The 16,024-nt window shown below is 60.0% G+C and carries 14 protein-coding genes; 12 read left to right on the top strand and 2 right to left on the bottom strand.

Translation table 11 applies throughout. The features are described from left to right. Nucleotides 1-87: 87 nt before the first annotated feature. From LPB405_RS01365 to LPB405_RS01350, 4 genes are all read left to right on the top strand, one after another. Nucleotides 88-1,515 (top strand): transcriptional initiation protein Tat, encoded by a 1,428-nt coding sequence (locus LPB405_RS01365; RefSeq protein ID WP_219101648.1) that lies wholly within the window; start codon nt 88-90, stop codon nt 1,513-1,515. Nucleotides 1,516-1,747: 232 nt separating this feature from the next. Continuing rightward, complete coding sequence (locus LPB405_RS01360; protein ID WP_257604868.1) at nt 1,748-2,158, top strand: helix-turn-helix domain-containing protein; 411 nt, start codon at nt 1,748-1,750, stop codon at nt 2,156-2,158. Next, nucleotides 2,158-3,018: an IS3 family transposase gene (locus LPB405_RS01355; protein ID WP_219100633.1), complete on the top strand. Its 861-nt coding sequence runs from the start codon at nt 2,158-2,160 to the stop codon at nt 3,016-3,018. Before LPB405_RS01360 ends, LPB405_RS01355 begins: the two co-directional genes overlap by 1 nt. A 321-nt stretch (nt 3,019-3,339) precedes the next feature. After that, nucleotides 3,340-4,761 (top strand): transcriptional initiation protein Tat, encoded by a 1,422-nt coding sequence (locus tag LPB405_RS01350; protein WP_257604943.1) that lies wholly within the window; start codon nt 3,340-3,342, stop codon nt 4,759-4,761. A 527-nt stretch (nt 4,762-5,288) separates the two neighbouring features. Here LPB405_RS01350 and LPB405_RS01345 read toward each other — a convergent pair. Then, nucleotides 5,289-5,915 (bottom strand): isochorismatase family protein, encoded by a 627-nt coding sequence (locus tag LPB405_RS01345; protein WP_219101646.1) that lies wholly within the window; start codon nt 5,913-5,915, stop codon nt 5,289-5,291. Nucleotides 5,916-5,989: 74 nt separating this feature from the next. Next, nucleotides 5,990-7,288 carry a nicotinate phosphoribosyltransferase gene (locus LPB405_RS01340; RefSeq protein ID WP_219101645.1) on the bottom strand — a complete coding sequence of 433 codons (1,299 nt, stop codon included), beginning with the start codon at nt 7,286-7,288 and terminating at the stop codon, nt 5,990-5,992. 228 nt (nt 7,289-7,516) lie between these two features. Between LPB405_RS01340 and clpS the strand changes: the two genes are divergently transcribed. The 8 genes from clpS (at nt 7,517) to LPB405_RS01300 (ending at nt 15,995) form a co-directional block, all read left to right on the top strand. After that, nucleotides 7,517-7,837 (top strand): ATP-dependent Clp protease adapter ClpS, encoded by a 321-nt coding sequence (clpS, locus tag LPB405_RS01335; protein ID WP_070593485.1) that lies wholly within the window; start codon nt 7,517-7,519, stop codon nt 7,835-7,837. Beyond that, nucleotides 7,837-8,469, top strand: coding sequence for a DUF2017 domain-containing protein (locus tag LPB405_RS01330; RefSeq protein WP_070675104.1), 633 nt, complete (start codon nt 7,837-7,839; stop codon nt 8,467-8,469). The genes clpS and LPB405_RS01330 overlap by 1 nt, the downstream gene beginning before the upstream one ends. 154 nt (nt 8,470-8,623) lie before the next feature. Beyond that, nucleotides 8,624-9,676, top strand: a complete 1,053-nt coding sequence (murI, locus tag LPB405_RS01325; RefSeq protein ID WP_219101644.1) for a glutamate racemase — start codon at nt 8,624-8,626, stop codon at nt 9,674-9,676. Continuing rightward, complete coding sequence (locus tag LPB405_RS01320) at nt 9,667-10,560, top strand: MBL fold metallo-hydrolase (protein ID WP_219101643.1); 894 nt, start codon at nt 9,667-9,669, stop codon at nt 10,558-10,560. Before murI ends, LPB405_RS01320 begins: the two co-directional genes overlap by 10 nt. A gap of 132 nt (nt 10,561-10,692) precedes the next feature. Further along, nucleotides 10,693-11,424, top strand: a complete 732-nt coding sequence (rph, locus tag LPB405_RS01315; protein WP_005506419.1) for a ribonuclease PH — start codon at nt 10,693-10,695, stop codon at nt 11,422-11,424. 38 nt (nt 11,425-11,462) lie between these two features. Next, nucleotides 11,463-12,119, top strand: coding sequence for a non-canonical purine NTP pyrophosphatase (locus LPB405_RS01310; protein ID WP_219101642.1), 657 nt, complete (start codon nt 11,463-11,465; stop codon nt 12,117-12,119). 320 nt (nt 12,120-12,439) lie between these two features. After that, nucleotides 12,440-13,669, top strand: coding sequence for a peptidase E (locus tag LPB405_RS01305; protein WP_219101641.1), 1,230 nt, complete (start codon nt 12,440-12,442; stop codon nt 13,667-13,669). A 223-nt stretch (nt 13,670-13,892) separates the two neighbouring features. Then, nucleotides 13,893-15,995: a DNA gyrase/topoisomerase IV subunit B gene (locus LPB405_RS01300; protein WP_070543255.1), complete on the top strand. Its 2,103-nt coding sequence runs from the start codon at nt 13,893-13,895 to the stop codon at nt 15,993-15,995. Nucleotides 15,996-16,024 lie beyond the last annotated feature (29 nt).

Genomic DNA, 16,024 nt, shown 5'->3' with positions numbered 1-16,024 from the left:
AAGAAACACCATGCAACCAACCTCGCAATAGCGCGCACCCCGATAGCGTGCCAGGGGAGTGATTGCACCAACCATCGAAGGACAGTGATGTCTCATATTTCTCGCCGTAAGGTCGTGAAGGGTGCCGCCTGGGCTACGCCCGTTATTGCGGCTTCTTCGGTCGTTCCGACCTTCGCCTCTTCTGTGGACTGTACGTTTGCTGAGAACGCATTTGTCTCTGCTCGGGGTATGAGCAATTATGAACGCGTTGAAGAAGAATTTACAATCCCAGCGGGCACCCATAAGCTACGTTTTGAGCTGACCGGCGGCGCCGGCGGAAGATACGAGAGGGGCCTGGACGGAGGATCCGGTGCCAAGGTCAGCGGAATCGTTGAAGTGAAACCCTACCAGACCGTCAAAATTATTGCTGGGGGTGGCGGCAGTTTTGCTCCTGAGTTCTACCCCAGCGGTGAAGGATACCGAACCGCTCCGGTGAAGGGTGGATACGGGTTCGGCGACGGAGGCTCGACCCCTAAGGTAAGAATCCCTAACGATGTTATGGATAAAGTATATGAGCGCTGGGTCTGGGCTCACCAATGGTCTTACGGACCCATTCCTTTGCCTATGGAAGAAGTCTACGGATGCTCGGGTGGTGGCTCATCGGCACTACTGATTGATGGTGAAGTCATTGCCGTTGCCGGTGGTGGCGGTGGCGTATCAATTGGCGGAAAACCATACACCGCAGAACCTAATCATCGCCATTTCCCCGGCATTGTGGACGTTCGCATGACTGGGCCCGAGCACCCGACCCACGCGCCCGTATACAGTGCAGCTGGCGTTGCTGGCGGGGCTCGTGGCGGTGACGCCACCGAAGGCCACGAATACTATGTTCAGGATTTGAACCTTGAACTGACTGTTGAAGGCGGTAAAGGTGGCGGCGGAGGCATTGGTGGTGCCGGCGGCGCTAAGCCGACCGTGATGACCGGTACCCCCAATGATATCTTTAGCTTTGATAGTCAGAATAAGCAGGTGCTTTATAGCTCCTCGACGGCAGGCAACCCCGGCACTAATGGCTTGAACGGTAAGGGCGGCGACGGCGTGATGTCGGTGAGCTACCAGCTGGATGATAACGAGGCGTGGTGGCGTCAGGAAGACGTAGAGGTCCTTGAATTCCCTGATGGAACTCGAGAAGAAATCCACTACTACGGTGTAGCGCCCTACTTTAATGGTGCGCAGATTATCGTCTCCGGCGGTGGCGGCGGCGGCTACGGCGGCGGTGGGTCCGGCGCGGCGCTCTCGCAGTCATCTATCACGATTGCTCAGAAGTGGAATAACAATCCGAAGGGTATTCGTCAGAGCATTAGCTATGTGCAGCTGGCTGGCTCTGGTGGTGCGGGTGGTTCCTACCTGGCGCCGCGGGTGATGGAGGGGGAGATGTCTAACTCCAATAACGCCACTTCCGATGAGGTGTTCAGCTCAGCAACGTACTCTCATGATGGCGTAGTGAGGGTATTCCTCTGCCAGGTTGGCAAGTAAATAACCAATATTTGAAGGGTGCCGGAGATGAATTGATTCGGTTGCCAGTAAAGCCCCGCGGGTGTGTGTGAACTGCCTCCCGTTTCTTGGACACCAAAAATAAAGTCCAAGAAACGGGAGGCTTTTCATGCCTATAAATCTAGGAATGAGACACGATCGTTTGCTCCGGGAGCAAGCAGCACTGATGTTTGAGAGAGGATTCGGCTATGGTCTAACCGCCAGGAAGCTTGGTGTGTCCGCCGCAACTGTGAGAGAGTGGCAGAAAACGTACCACGTCATCGGGAAGGACGGGCTTCTTACCATGGGAATAAAACACACCAAATACGACTACGAGACCAAAGTCGCCGCAGCCAAGGCCGTGGTTGACGGTGGAATGAGTAAGCCCGAGGCAATGGTGCGTTTCGGCATTGCAAGCGCGACACCGTTGAAGCAATGGTGCAGGCTGTACCGTGAAGGCGGCGCGCAGGCGCTTAAGCCTAAGCCCAAGGGCAGGCCAAAGGGATTAGGTGCGGGGGCGGTACCACCAACGCGTGAGGAGGAACTTGCCGAGCGTGTGCGCAAGCTTGAGGCGCAGGTGGCGTACCTAAAAAAATCGATTGCCCTGAAGGCGCACAGGCGCTCCCAAACCGGGACAAAGCCCTAGTGGTCGCTGAGCTTTCAGGGCGCGGACACGCGGTGCGTGATCTGCTCGAAGCTGCTGGTCTTGCCAGGTCGAGCTACTACTACGCGTTGGCTCATCCCCGGCAGCCAACCAGAGTGCAGCTACGTCCCAAGGTCACACAGATCTTTTCGCGAACCCCCAACGGGTGTGGTCACAGGCAGGTGGCTATGTGCCTGCGCGCTGAGGAAGGGGTGCGCATTGCCGATAAGACGGTTTTGAAGATGATGCGTCAGATGGGGTTGCGTTGCGGTATACGCCGCCAGAGGCCCTACCGTAGGTACAACTCCTATAAGGGGGACGTGGGGCAAAGTTTTGAGAACGTCATTGGTCGCAACTTCACGGCGACCGGTCCCTGGCAGAAGTTGGGTACCGATGTTACCGAGTTTAAGCTCTCCTTTGGTAAGGCGTATCTCGCTCCGGTTTACGACTTTGCTAGCAAAGAGATTGTTGCCCACTCGATCTCGATGTGCCCTAACCTCCTCCAGCAACAAGAGATGCTCCAGGTACTCATGGAGGCCAAACCCGCAGGGGTTGAACCGATTTTGCACTCGGATATGGGGTGGCAGTATCAGCACGAGTTCTATATCAGCACGCTTGCTGAGAATGGTTTTATCCAGAGTATGTCACGCAAGGGCAACTGTATTGATAATGGCGCCACTGAGCAGGTTTTTGGACATCTGAAGGACGAGTTCTTCCGCGGCCAAGACTGGCAGACCTTTGAGAGTTTCAAGGCCGACCTTGATGCCTATATCATGCACTGGAATACAGTAAGGCGTCAGGTAAAGCTTAAGGGCCTGACTCCGGTAGAGTACCGGGATCAGGCCCTGCTGGAAGCCGCATAAGGGTTACTATTTAAAGCGTCCAAGTTTCGGGGCGCAGTTCAGTGCGCTCGCGGGGTTTTTGCGTGCCCTGAACTTATGAAATAGATTGCCGGACAGCTACAAGACGGGTATAAAATTGGTTCGACGTGCTGTTTTATGACCTTTTGGGGTGTCCATAAAACCTGATTCATGTACTCTATTGGTGGAAGATCCCTCTCGAACCTGGCGGGGTTGCCATTACGGGAGGGTCTCCATCAGAAACACCATGTAGCCGTTATTCTGCCGAGCCGAGTGCGAGAAATGGGTTAGAAGAACGGTTGCACCAACCATTGAAGGACAGTGATGTCTCATATTTCTCGCCGTAAGGTCGTGAAGGGTGCCGCCTGGGCAACGCCCGTGATTGCGGCTTCAGCAGTAGTGCCAGCTTACGCTGCATCAAAACCGGATTGCACCGTGTCAGAAGAACCTTACATGTATGCCCACGCTGACATGTATAACCGCAGGGAAGAAACGGAATATCTTCATAGCCGCCTTACCTTCTATAAGATCCGTTTTGAACTGACCGGTGGTGCAGGTGGCGGAGGCTTTGACGACAGCTCTCTCGGCGGCTCAGGAGCGAAAGTAACCGGAGTTATCGGGGTGCAGGGTCCGGCAAATATCGAGCTCATTGCAGGTGGCGGCGGTATGCTCGAAGTCCGAGGGTACGGAGCTGACAATTTAGATGAGTACCGGACTGAAGGCTCCCAAGGTGGCCAAGGTTTCGGTAACGGTGGTGGGGTTCCTCGCACCAGGATTCCCGATGACGTGATGAAGAAGCTAACCAAGCGCTGGGTGTGGGCTACTGATTGGGATCACGGTCCGCATCCTAAACAACCTATGGAAGAGATATATGGATGCTCGGGCGGCGGTTCCTCGGCTCTGCTCATCAACGGTGAGGTCATCGCTGTTGCTGGCGGCGGTGGCGGTGGAGTCACCCGGGCAACAATGTTCACGACGGAACCTGACCCGGACCATTTCCCTGGAATTGTCGACGCTCGTATGATTGGGCCGGAAAACCAGACCCACCCGCCCGTACGCAGTGTTGGAGGGTCGGGGGAACGAGCACGCGGTGGTGACGCCACAATTGGACGTGAATATTATGCTCAGGACCCGAACATTCAGCTAACTGTTGAAGGTGGCAAGGGCGGCGGTAATGGTATCGGTGGTGCCGGTGGTGCTAAGCCGACAGTGTTGACCGGTACTCCCAACAGTATTTTTAGCTTTGATAGTCAGAATAAGCAGGTGCTTTATAGCTCCTCGACCGCAGGTAATCCCGGTACTAATGGTCTGCAAGGAAATGGTGGCGACGGCGTGATGTCTGTAAGCTACCAGTTGGATAACCACGATGGGTTCAATGCGGAAAGCTATGAAACTCTCCAACGCCCCGATGGAACCCATAAATATCTGTCCTACTATCATCTCGCCCCTTACTTCAACGGCGCGCAGGTCATTGTGTCCGGTGGCGGCGGCGGCGGTTACGGCGGTGGCGGTTCGGGCGCGGCACTCTCGCAGTCAGCGATTACAATCGCTCAGAAATGGAATAATAACCCGACGGGTGTTCGCCAGAGTATCAGCTCCGCGCAGCTTGCCGGTGCAGGTGGTGCGGGTGGGTCTTACCTGGCGCCGAGCGTTCTTGAAGGTGAAATTTCTCGGGCAAATAATGCACACAAAGGCTCGCAGTATGGTGAAGGTGGCACCGCGACGGTGTATCTTTGTGCGGTATAACCAACCTTTCCTGACCAAGATAAGCACGTAAATACCTTTGGATAAGGGAGAAAGCCCCGCGGGCGTGTATGCGCTCGCGGGCTTTTTTGCGCCCGAAAATGCTGGGTTGAGCGAGGTCATGGCGTGGTGAGTTGAGAATGTTTTTCGGTGTCTATACTCTAGAAAATGAATATTGCACACAGTGCATAAATGTGTAAATTGTTCATCCATCTCAACCCTCATGAAAGAAAACCTCATGCCACACAATGCACACCCCACCCGCCGCACCATCCTCACCGGAGGCGCCGGCTGGCCCGAACGTGCGCGTGAACGGCATGGCAGAGGTGTGCTTCAAGTAAGCGGCTCGGCTGACTAAGTGGCCTCGGCTATTCGGGGGTATTACACGATGAGTCGTAGGCACGCTAAGTCATCGGCGCAGTAAGTTATCGGTGCGCTAAGTTATCGGTACAGCAAGAGGCGAGGAGTCCGGGATAGTACATCCGATAGTACATCCCAGGCTCCCCGCCTCTGTCTATTCAAGGTCGAGGTTAGAGAACCTCAACCACCTCGACGCCCTCATCTTCAAGCTCGGCAACCACGTCGTCGAGCTTGTCCTCGTGCACGGGCGCGGTCAGGTCAAGCAGCACGCGAGTCTCGTAGCCTGCATCGACCGCATCGCGAGCGGTTGCCGACACGCAATAATCGGTGGCGATACCGACAACATCGACGAACTCGATACCGCGCTCATCCAGCCACTCCGACAGGGGAGTCTGCGGACCGTCCTCGGACGCATCCGCACCAGGCTCGTGCTCGCCGGTTGCGACCTCATCCTCAGGGGCGAGAAGACCCTCAAAACCCGAGTAGGCTGCCTCGAAGCGGCCCTTGCGGAAGTACGCCTCAATGTAGTCGGTGTCCAGGTTCTCGTGAATCTGCGAGCCTTCGCTCTTGGCGACGCAGTGCACCGGCCAGGAGTCAACGTAGTCGGGGGTGTCAGAGAAGTGCGAGCCCGGATCGATATGCCAGTCCTGGGTGGCAATAATCGCGTCGTAGCGGTGGTGGTTGTTCTCCACGTATTCGCTAATCAGTGCGGCAACGTCCGCACCGCGCTCGGTGGCGAGGGTGCCGCCGGCGCAGAAATCGTTCTGCACGTCAACAATAATCAGTGCCTTAGACATGTCTGTCCTTTACAAGTAGGAATGAGTTTTCACTCTGATTCGCCAGGTGAAAAACAGTATCTCAGAAGGGTGGTTTAGATGAACTCGGTCGGAATGATCGGCTCACCCTCCGAGAGGCGGCGGGCAGCTTCGGGAAGCTCAGCCAGGGATGCTACGTGGCGGGCGGTTGCGCGGCGCACGCCTTCCTCACCGGTGAAGCCGGGCAGCAGCTCGCCGTTGCGGACGAAGTCCACCATGAGCGGGCGGGTGCCCTCGAGCAGGTTCGGGTCCTCGTGGGTGCCCAGAACCTCGGCGGTCGCAATGCCCATGCTGTTGAGGCGGCGGGCCGCACGCTTGGCGCCACCGATGGACGCCTTGCCAGCCGACGCCTTAGCGACCGGCTGCATTTCACCGGCGGAGTTCTCACGCTCAACGACCTTGTACACCATGGAGGAGGTCGGCGCGCCGGAACCGGTGACCAGCTTGGTGCCCACGCCGTAGGAGTCCACGGGTGCTGCCGCCAGGGATGCGATGGCGTACTCGTCCAGGTCGCTGGTGACGGTGATCTTGGTGTGGGTGTTGCCAAGCGAGTCGAGCAGTTCACGCACACGTGCCGCGGTGGCGACCAGGTCGCCGGAGTCCAGGCGCACGCCGCCAAGCTCTTCGCCCGCGAGTTCCACGCCGAGGCGGACCGCCTCGTCCACGTTGTAGGTGTCGACGAGCAGGGTGGTGCGGGCGCCGAGGGAACGCAACTGCGCCTCGAACGCTTCACGTTCGCTGTCGTGCAGCAGGGTGAACGCGTGGGCGCTGGTGCCGATGGTGTGCAGGCCGTAGCGCAGGCCAGCCTCCAGGTTGGAGGTGCCCGCGAAGCCGGCAATCACGGCGGCGCGTGCGGCGGAGACGGCGGCGCGTTCGTGGGCGCGGCGCGAACCCATTTCGAGGCAGGGGCGGTTGCCAGCGGCTGCGCTCATGCGGGAGGCGGCGCTCGCCACGGCGGAGTCAAAGTTCAGGATGGACAGCAGGTAGGTTTCGAGGACGCACGCTTCGGCGAAGGTGCCTTCGACCTGCAGGACGGGGGAGTGGGGGAAGAACGCTTCGCCTTCTGCGTAGCCGCGGATGTTGCCGCTGAAGGTGAAGGATTCGAGGTAGGAGAGGGTCTCTTTGTTGACGATATTGCGGGAGGAGAGGAAGGAGAGTTCTTCGTCGTTGAAGCGGAAGTTAGCGAGGCCTTCGAGGAATCGGCCGGTGCCTGCGAGGACGCCGTAGCGGCGGCCCGCGGGCAGGCGGCGGGTGAAGACTTCGAAGGTGCACTTACGGTTGGCTGCGCCGGAGGCGAGTGCCGCCTGGAGCATGGTCAGTTCGTAGTGGTCGGTGAGAAGGGAAGTAGTAGCCATGTGTTTATTGTAGTGGGGGATTAGGGTATTTTTCCTCTTGAGTCGGCGTGTCAATCACTACATAAAGTATTCTTGACTCTAAGTACTGTAGTATGACAAATTACCAGCACTCTGTGCGGGAGCAGTACAGGACGAACACCGCAGTAGCGCAGGACGAACACAGGGGCCACACAGGGGCAACACATACCCGCCCGTATAATCAAAGGGAACCGGCCGCAAAGGAAACCAATGAACACTACCGCCGTGACCCTCTCCACCGGAACCCTCGAGGACACCGACCTCGACACCGCCCTGGAGAACATCCTCGCCGCAGACATCCCCTGGAACGTCATCGTCTGGAACGACCCCGTCAACCTCATGACCTACGTGTCCTACGTTTTCCGTAGCCACTTTGGCTACTCCCGTGCCCGCGCCGAAGAACTCATGCTGCAGGTGCACAACAACGGCAAGGCAATCGTCTTCACCGGCTCCCGCGAAGACGCCGAAAAACACACCCAGGCAATGCACGCCTGGGGCCTGCTGGCAACCTTCGAGAAAGTAGAAAACTAATGGCGCGACCCTTCCGCCGCACCCCCGGAGGCTACACCGCCTCCTTCGAACCCGCCGAACGTGACCTGATTCGCGAACTCGCCGAAGACGTGCGCGCGCTACTGCGCCCGGCAGATACCACCGCCGACGGCGGCACCGTCGACCCGTTGGAGGCGCTGGTCGGCATCACCGAAAACCCCACTATCCCCGCCGACAGTGCCGTAGCACGCCTGCTACCCGCCGCAAGCAGTGACGACGAGGCCGCCACCGAATACCGCCGCTATACCGAACGCGACCTGCGCGAAACTAAACGCGCGAACCTCGCAATGCTCGCCTTCGACATTGAGTCCAGCGACCTGCGCCTGAACGAAGAACACGCCCGCGCTTGGGCTGCTGCGCTCGGCGATATCCGCTTGGTGCTCGCCGACCGCCTCTACATCGTGGACGAAGACACCGCAGAAGATATTGCGGCGTTCACCGACCCTTCCGAGATCGAGACCCAAGAAGAGTACATGGCCGTGGTGTACAACTTCGTCTCCTGGGTTCAGGACTCGCTCATGCTCGCCATGCTCGACGGGCTGGACGATGAAGAAGAGGAAAAGTCCGGCGGAGTATTTGGCGGGGCAAATGGCGGGGCAAACGAGCAAGAATAGAACGAATTTTTCAAATTCCCCTTCAAACTATCGTCATATACAACCACATAATGGTGGTTCTCGACTCATCTAACCGCTCAACGGACTAAAAGGGTAACCTTAGCGAGTTAGCATAGAACGTGGTACCCGACCGATAACGAAGTGTAGGTGACACATGAGTGACAGCATTGATGCAACCAATCCCTACCGTGCCCGCACCCCCTGGGGAAGCCCCGCGCCCGTAGGCCCCACCGCCGCGGCACCCATCGGCGTCTTCGACTCCGGCGTTGGCGGACTCACCGTGGCACGCGCCATCATGGACCAGCTGCCTCACGAACGCATCATTTACGTCGGCGACACCGCCCACGGCCCCTACGGCCCCCTCAAAATCGCAGAAGTACGCGCCAATGCCCTGCGCATCATGGACGAACTCGTCGACTCCGGCGTGAAAATGCTCGTCATCGCCTGCAACACCGCCTCCGCAGCGGTGCTCCGCGACGCCCGCGAACGCTACACCCGCCAGTACGGCATCCCCGTCATTGAGGTGATTCAGCCCGCCGCCCGCCGTGCGCTCGCCGCAACCCGCAACCGCAAGATCGGCGTGATTGCAACCGAGGCGACCGTCACCTCCCGCGCCTACGAGGACACTTTCGCGATCACCCCGAACCTTGAGGTGCACTCGGTGGCGTGCCCGCGCTTCGTGGAGTTCGTGGAGAAGGGCATTACCTCCGGCCCCGAGCTGCTGGAGACCGCCCGCGAGTACCTGCAGCCGCTCAAGGATGCCGGCGTGGACACCCTCGTGCTCGGCTGTACCCACTACCCGCTGCTGGCCGGCGTGATTTCCTACATTATGGGTGAGGATGTCACCCTGGTTTCCTCCGCGGATGAGACCGCGAAGGACGTGTACCGCGAACTGCTCAACCACGCCATTGAAAGCCCGGTCCCCGAGGAAAACCCGCACCACGAATTCCTCGCCACCGGCGAATCTGAGACGTTCTCGCAGCTGGCGCGCCGCTTCCTCGGCCCCGAGGTCACCAACGTTCGCCACACCAGCTCCGTGGCTGAACGCTACCCGACCGGCTCGCTTGCGGCACTCACCCCCGAAATGCTTGCGGCACACCGCAGCATCACCCTCGACGAATCGGCAGATCCTGCAGAGGCAGCACACACTGTCGCGGGCACCGAATTTTCCGGCACCACCCCTAAGGACGACACCTCATGCGTCTAACCGTTATCGGTTGCACGGGCTCCTTTCCCGGCCCCGTCTCACCGGCTAGTTGCTACATGCTCACCGCCACGGACTTCGCGGGTCGAACCTGGCGCATCATCATGGACATGGGCAACGGCTCCCTCGGCATGCTCCAGCGCCATATCGACCTGAGCGATATCGACGCGATTCTGATTTCGCACCTGCACCCGGACCACTGCATCGACCTGTCCGGTCTGCACGTGGCGGTCAAGTGGGATCCGCGCGGCTGGCCCAAGGGCCGCATTCCGCTATACGGCCCCGCCGCGATTAACGAGTACCTTTCGGCGACTCACGGCCTGGACCCGGAGCCGGGCATGAGCACCGAGTTCGAGTACCACACCTGGACTGAGGGTGAGCCCGTACAGATTGGTCCCTTCCGCGTGGAGCCGTTCCGTGTGGTTCACCCCTCGAAGGACCCGTACGCGCTGCGCATCACCTGCAACGACCGCGAGGGTCACACCGTGTTCTCGTACTCGGGCGATACCGACCTGTGCGAGGGCCTGGTCAAGGCTGCGCGCGGTGCTGACCTGTTCCTCTGCGAGGCGGCCTACCAGGAGGGCCGTGACGACGCTCTGCGCGGTATTCACCTGACCGGCAAGCGCGCCGGCGAGGCCGCCACGGAGGCGGGCGTGCGTAACCTGCTGCTGACCCACCTGCCCGTGTGGAACGACCCGGACATCGCCTACGCGGAGGCGCGTAGTGCCTTCTCCGGTCCGGTCGGCATTGCCGAAATGGCGGCAAGCTACCGCATCTACCCGCGCCCGACGGAGGCTAACCCGGTCACGTCCACCCTGAATGTGGTGGAGGTGCTCGACCCGCCGCTGAACACCGCGATTGCGCTCCCTAAGCCCGAGCTAGATTAGGCGAAGCCTGAGCTGGACTAGGCTAAATCTGAGCTGGGCTAGGTATAACAACCCCGGTACACGCCTTTCGCGCCAGCTAACACAGATTCAACAGACAGACACAGACCCCGCAGACAGACCCAAGGAGAACCCATGACTGCAACCCGCGAAGACGGCCGCGCCCTCAACGAACTGCGCCCCATCACCATTACCCGCGGCTGGTCCCGCAACGCTGAGGGTTCCGCCCTCATCGAGTTCGGCAACACCCGCGTGCTGTGCACCGCATCCTTCACCGAGGGCGTGCCGCGCTGGCTCAAGGGCGAGGGTAAGGGCTGGGTGACCGCCGAGTACGCGATGCTGCCGCGCGCCACCAACACCCGTTCTTCTCGCGAGTCGCTGAAGGGCCGCGTGGGTGGCCGCACCCACGAGATTTCTCGCCTGATTGGTCGCTCCCTGCGTGCGGTCATCAACATGGATGAGCTGGGCGAGAACACCATCGTGCTCGACTGTGACGTTCTGCAGGCTGACGGCGGCACCCGCACCGCCTCCATCACCGGCGCGTACGTGGCGCTGGCTGATGCTATTTCTTGGGCGAAGGAGCAGAAGATTCTGCCCGCTAAGGCGAACCCGCTGATCGATTCGGTGTCCGCAATTTCGGTGGGCATTATTGACGGCACCCCCATGCTGGACCTGCCCTACACCGAAGACGTTCGCGCCGAGACCGACATGAACGTGGTCGTCACCGGCAGCGGCAAGTTCGTTGAGGTTCAGGGCACCGCCGAGGGCGCGCCTTTCGACCGCGACGAGCTCAACAGCCTGCTCGACCTGGCGCTGGAAGGCACCGCTGAACTGGCTCAGATTCAGCGTGAAGCACTGGCACACTAACCCGTCCCAGTAATTAGTTCCGTCGACAAGGAGAAACTATGGCAGACGCAAAGATTGTTCTGGCAAGCCACAATAAGGGCAAGCTCAAGGAACTGCGCGAAATTCTGCGCGGACGCATTGACGGCCTGGACGTTGACACCCAGGTGGTTGACGCCTCCAGCGTGAACGCCCCCGACGTTCCCGAAACCGGCGTGACCTTCGCTGAGAACTCCCTGCTGAAGGCGCGCGCTGTTGCCGAGGCAACCGGTCTGGTCGCTATTGCTGACGATTCCGGCCTGTCGGTGGATGTGCTCAATGGCGCTCCCGGTATTTTCTCGGCACGCTGGGCGGGTAGCCACGGTGATGACACCGCGAACCTGAACCTGCTGCTGGCTCAGCTGAGCGATATTTCTGCCGAGCACCGCGGCGCGAAGTTCTGCTGCGCGGCGTCGGTTGCCTCCCCGAACGGTTTTGAGGCGGTCGAGTACGGCGAGCTGCCCGGCGAGCTGCTGACCGCACCGGCGGGGGAGGGCGGCTTCGGCTACGACCCGATCCTGCGCCCCGTGGAGCTGAACGGTGAGAACGCCCTGTACGAGGGGCAGTACGCTGGCAAGTCTTGCGCTGAGATTCCCTCCGAAATTAAGAACTCGATTAGCCACCGTGCGCGTGCTTTTGAGGCGCTGATTCCTCAGATTGCTGCCGCGCTGGTCTCCTAAAACCGCTGTCTAAAACCGTCGCTGAGGCGCCAGAGCGTACTCGCTGTGCCGCTCTGACTGTGCCTCTCTGTTGGGTGAAAATGCGGGGTTGGGTGCGATTTTTTCACGCATCCCTCTAAAATCCCCCACAGGGATACCAATTAAAGGCACAATAGTGTGAGAAGCTTTACCTCAAGGTTAGTGACACCAAAGAAACTCGTCTGTTGAAGGTACCTTCGGCAGGCGAGTTTTGCTATTGAAGAGCCTTTCAACGCTGCATCTGCCCGATGCTTGCTGTCACCGACCGCGGTAGAAAAACCTGCAGCGAAAGAGACACACTGATGCTCATCCTTCTTCTGCTGATGGCACTCGCCCTTGCCGCCGGATGCTGGGCGTACTCCTACGTGTGGCGCGGACTGAACCGCCGCGTCATTGCCGCCGTGAAGGTGGTCGACCCGATGATTACGCTCGGCCCGTACGTCATGGCGGCGTGGGTGGCGTTCATGGCTCTAATCGCCACGAATATCTGGGCGACCGGAACCCTGCACACTGTGCTGACGATTATTTTCTGCGTGGTTGCCGCCGGTTGCCTCGGCTGGGCTGGATTCTGGTTGCTCATGCACTGCCTGGGCGGGCAGACCCCGGGCAAACGCCCGATATGGTGGCGTGAAGCAGTTGCCGCGAAGTTCGCCTGGCGTAACCTCTCGCGTATGCCCGCCTACCTGGGCGCTCGCACCTGCATCCTGCCGGTGGAGAACCCGCACCTGACCAAGCCGTATTCGGGGTCGTGGACTCGCCCGCTCGGTGCGACCATGCCCGGGTACAGCTCCAACGGTGAGTTTATTGACGGTTTTGACGAATTCGGGCGCAAGATGCCGCGCATCTACCCGGTGGGCCCCGAACCGACTGTTTTTGAGATGGCACGCTGGGGTAAGTCGGTGAGCTCTGACCAGCTGCTGACAACGTTCCTGCCGACGGCTCCGTTTGAGCGTCTGCGTCTGCCCGGCACCATGACGGGCCCCTTCACCTTTGCGGGGGAGGTGCCGCACGGTGCGGTGACGAAGTGGCCTCGCCGCAGCGGCGCAAACCGAGCCTTCGGCTCCTACGCTCGTCTGGGTGAAATCACCGAACGCAAGGTGGAGCTGCTGGTCGACCACCGCATCATTGCGGCGCTGCAGACCACCCGCGAAAGCTACGAACGCCGACACAGCTGGATGCTCGCCTTCACCGACATCGCAGACGGCGACTTCACGATGGACGCTGACGAGAACGGCAACCTGCGCATCACCTTCGGCACGATTGTCGAGGGCTACGAGACTCCGTGGGTCTTCACTAGCACCCTGAAAGACAGCCCGCGACTGCGCCGCAAGGTACACCACGCCATGAGGGAACGCCGCGTGCTCAAGCAGAGTAGCGGCGAGCTGATGGACTGGTACTTCGTGCCGAAGCTCAGCGAGTTCCCGCACGGTCCGGTCACGAATGAGCTTCCCGAAGAGTTCTACTTCAAGTCCAATATCATGGTCACGAACCGTCACGAGAGCTCCTCGCGTGCCACGGGTGAGGCACACTAGCGGGGTGAACGTGGGAACCAGGCACAGCACCATCGGTGACCGTCCTGACCACCCTTTTCCCCAAGCCACGCTAGAATAGAGTTCCGAACGTTGAACGCTCTGCGGGGCACGACACGCGTCGTGCCCCGCTGTCGTTCTGCCCCCGTAGCACTTGAGCCGGACTCGCACTCCGCCCGGTGGCACGCGTTCACCACCGCAGACATATTCACCCGAAAGGATTCCCGTGGCGTCTTCGAACTACACCGCCCGTCACCTCTCCGTGCTGGAAGGTCTGGAAGCTGTACGCAAACGCCCGGGCATGTACATTGGCTCCACCGACTCCCGCGGCCTGATGCACTGCCTCTGGGAGATTATCGACAACTCGGTGGATGAGGCGCTCGCCGGTTTCGGCCAGTCCATTCAGGTCATTCTGTACCGTGACGGTTCGGTTGAGGTACGCGATGATGGCCGCGGTATCCCCACCGACATTGAGCCGCGCACCGGCCTGTCCGGTGTCGAGGTCGTGTTCACCAAGCTGCACGCCGGCGGTAAGTTTGGCGGCGGCTCCTATAACGCGTCCGGTGGTTTGCACGGTGTGGGTGCTTCCGTGGTGAACGCACTGTCTTCCCGCCTGGACGTGCAGGTGGACCGTGGCTCGAAGACCTACCAGATGTCCTTCCGCCACGGCATTCCCGGCTTCTTTGAGTCCGGCCGCACCCCCAAGCCCGAAGATCCGTTCACTCCCGCAACCGAGGGCACTGATGCTCTGCAGATTGTGGGTCGCGCTAAGCGCGGCGTGACCGGCACCCGTGTGCGCTATTGGGCTGACCCGCAGATTTTCACCCCCGACGCTAAGTTCAGCTACGAGGACTTGGCTGCTCGTGCGCGCCAGACCGCGTTCCTCATTCCGGGTCTGCGTATTTGCATCCGCGATGAGCGCCGACTGCCCGGCACCCCCGGCGAGTTGGAGCCCCACGAGGAAGTCTTCCAGTACGACGGCGGCATTAGCGAGTTCGTCGAGTTTCTGGCGCACGATGAGCGTATTACCGACACCTGGCGTTTTAGCGGCAGCGGATCTTTCACCGAGACCGTGCCGGTGCTGGGTGAGGACGGCCGCTCGCAGCTGACCGACGTGGAGCGCGATTGCGAAGTGGACGTTGCGCTGCGCTGGGGCATTGGTTACGAGACGACGGTCCGCAGCTTCGTGAACATTATTGCCACCCCCAAGGGCGGTACTCACACGACCGGTTTTGAGCAGGGCCTGCTGCGCGTGATGCGCAAGCACCTTGCCGATAATGCCCGCAAGTACAAGGTGGGTAACGACAAGATTGAGAAGGACGACGTGCTCGCCGGCTTGACCGCCGTGCTGACCGTGCGTCTTGCCGAGCCGCAGTTTGAGGGGCAGACCAAGGAGATTCTGGGTACCCCGGCGGTTCGCCAGATTGTGTCGAAGGTCGTGGGTGATGCGCTGAAGGCTCGCCTGGAGTCGACCGCCCGCGCCGAGAAGGCTCAGGCGACCGCCCTGTGCGAGAAGGTCGTCTCTGAGATGAAGACCCGCGTCTCGGCGCGCATCCATAAGGAAACTCAGCGCCGTAAGACCGCGCTGGAGTCTTCGTCCATGCCCACTAAGCTGGTGGATTGCCGTTCGACCAATGTTGAGCACTCCGAGCTGTTCATTGTGGAGGGCGACTCGGCGCTGGGTACTGCGCGTCTGGCGCGTTCTTCTTCGTATCAGGCTCTGCTGCCGATTCGCGGTAAGATCCTGAACACTCAGCGTGCCTCGGTGACCGATGTGCTCGCGAACGCCGAGTGCGCGGCGCTGATTCAGGTGATCGGTGCCGGTTCGGGCCGTACTTTTGATCTGGACTCTGCCCGCTACGGCAAGGTCATTATGATGACCGATGCGGACGTGGACGGCGCCCACATTCGTACCCTGCTGCTGACTCTGTTCTACCGTTACATGCGTCCGCTGATTGAGGCCGGTCGCGTGTACGCTGCGGTTCCGCCTCTGCATCGCGTGGAGGTGGTGCGCCGCGGCAAGCCGAACGAGATGGTGTACACCTACTCGGAGAAGCAGCTGCACGAGCTTCTGGATTCTCTGCGGGAGCAGGGGGTGTCCTATAAGGAACCCATTCAGCGTTATAAGGGTCTGGGTGAGATGGACGCCGATCAGCTGGCTGAGACGACGATGGATCCGCGTCATCGCATGCTGCGCCGTATTCGCATTGAGGATGCGGAGGCTGCCGAGCGTGCGTTCTCTCTGTTGATGGGTTCTGAGGTGGCTCCGCGTAAGGAGTTCATTATTGCGGGTGCTCATCAGCTGGATGCTGAGAGCATCGATATGTAGCTTGCGGTGTACCTTGCGGGGTAGTGGTG

This window comes from Rothia mucilaginosa, from assembly GCF_019334805.1.
Lineage (GTDB): Bacteria > Actinomycetota > Actinomycetes > Actinomycetales > Micrococcaceae > Rothia > Rothia mucilaginosa_C.
The sequence above is the reverse complement of the archived record's forward strand: the minus strand, read 5'-3'. Positions and strand labels throughout refer to the sequence as shown.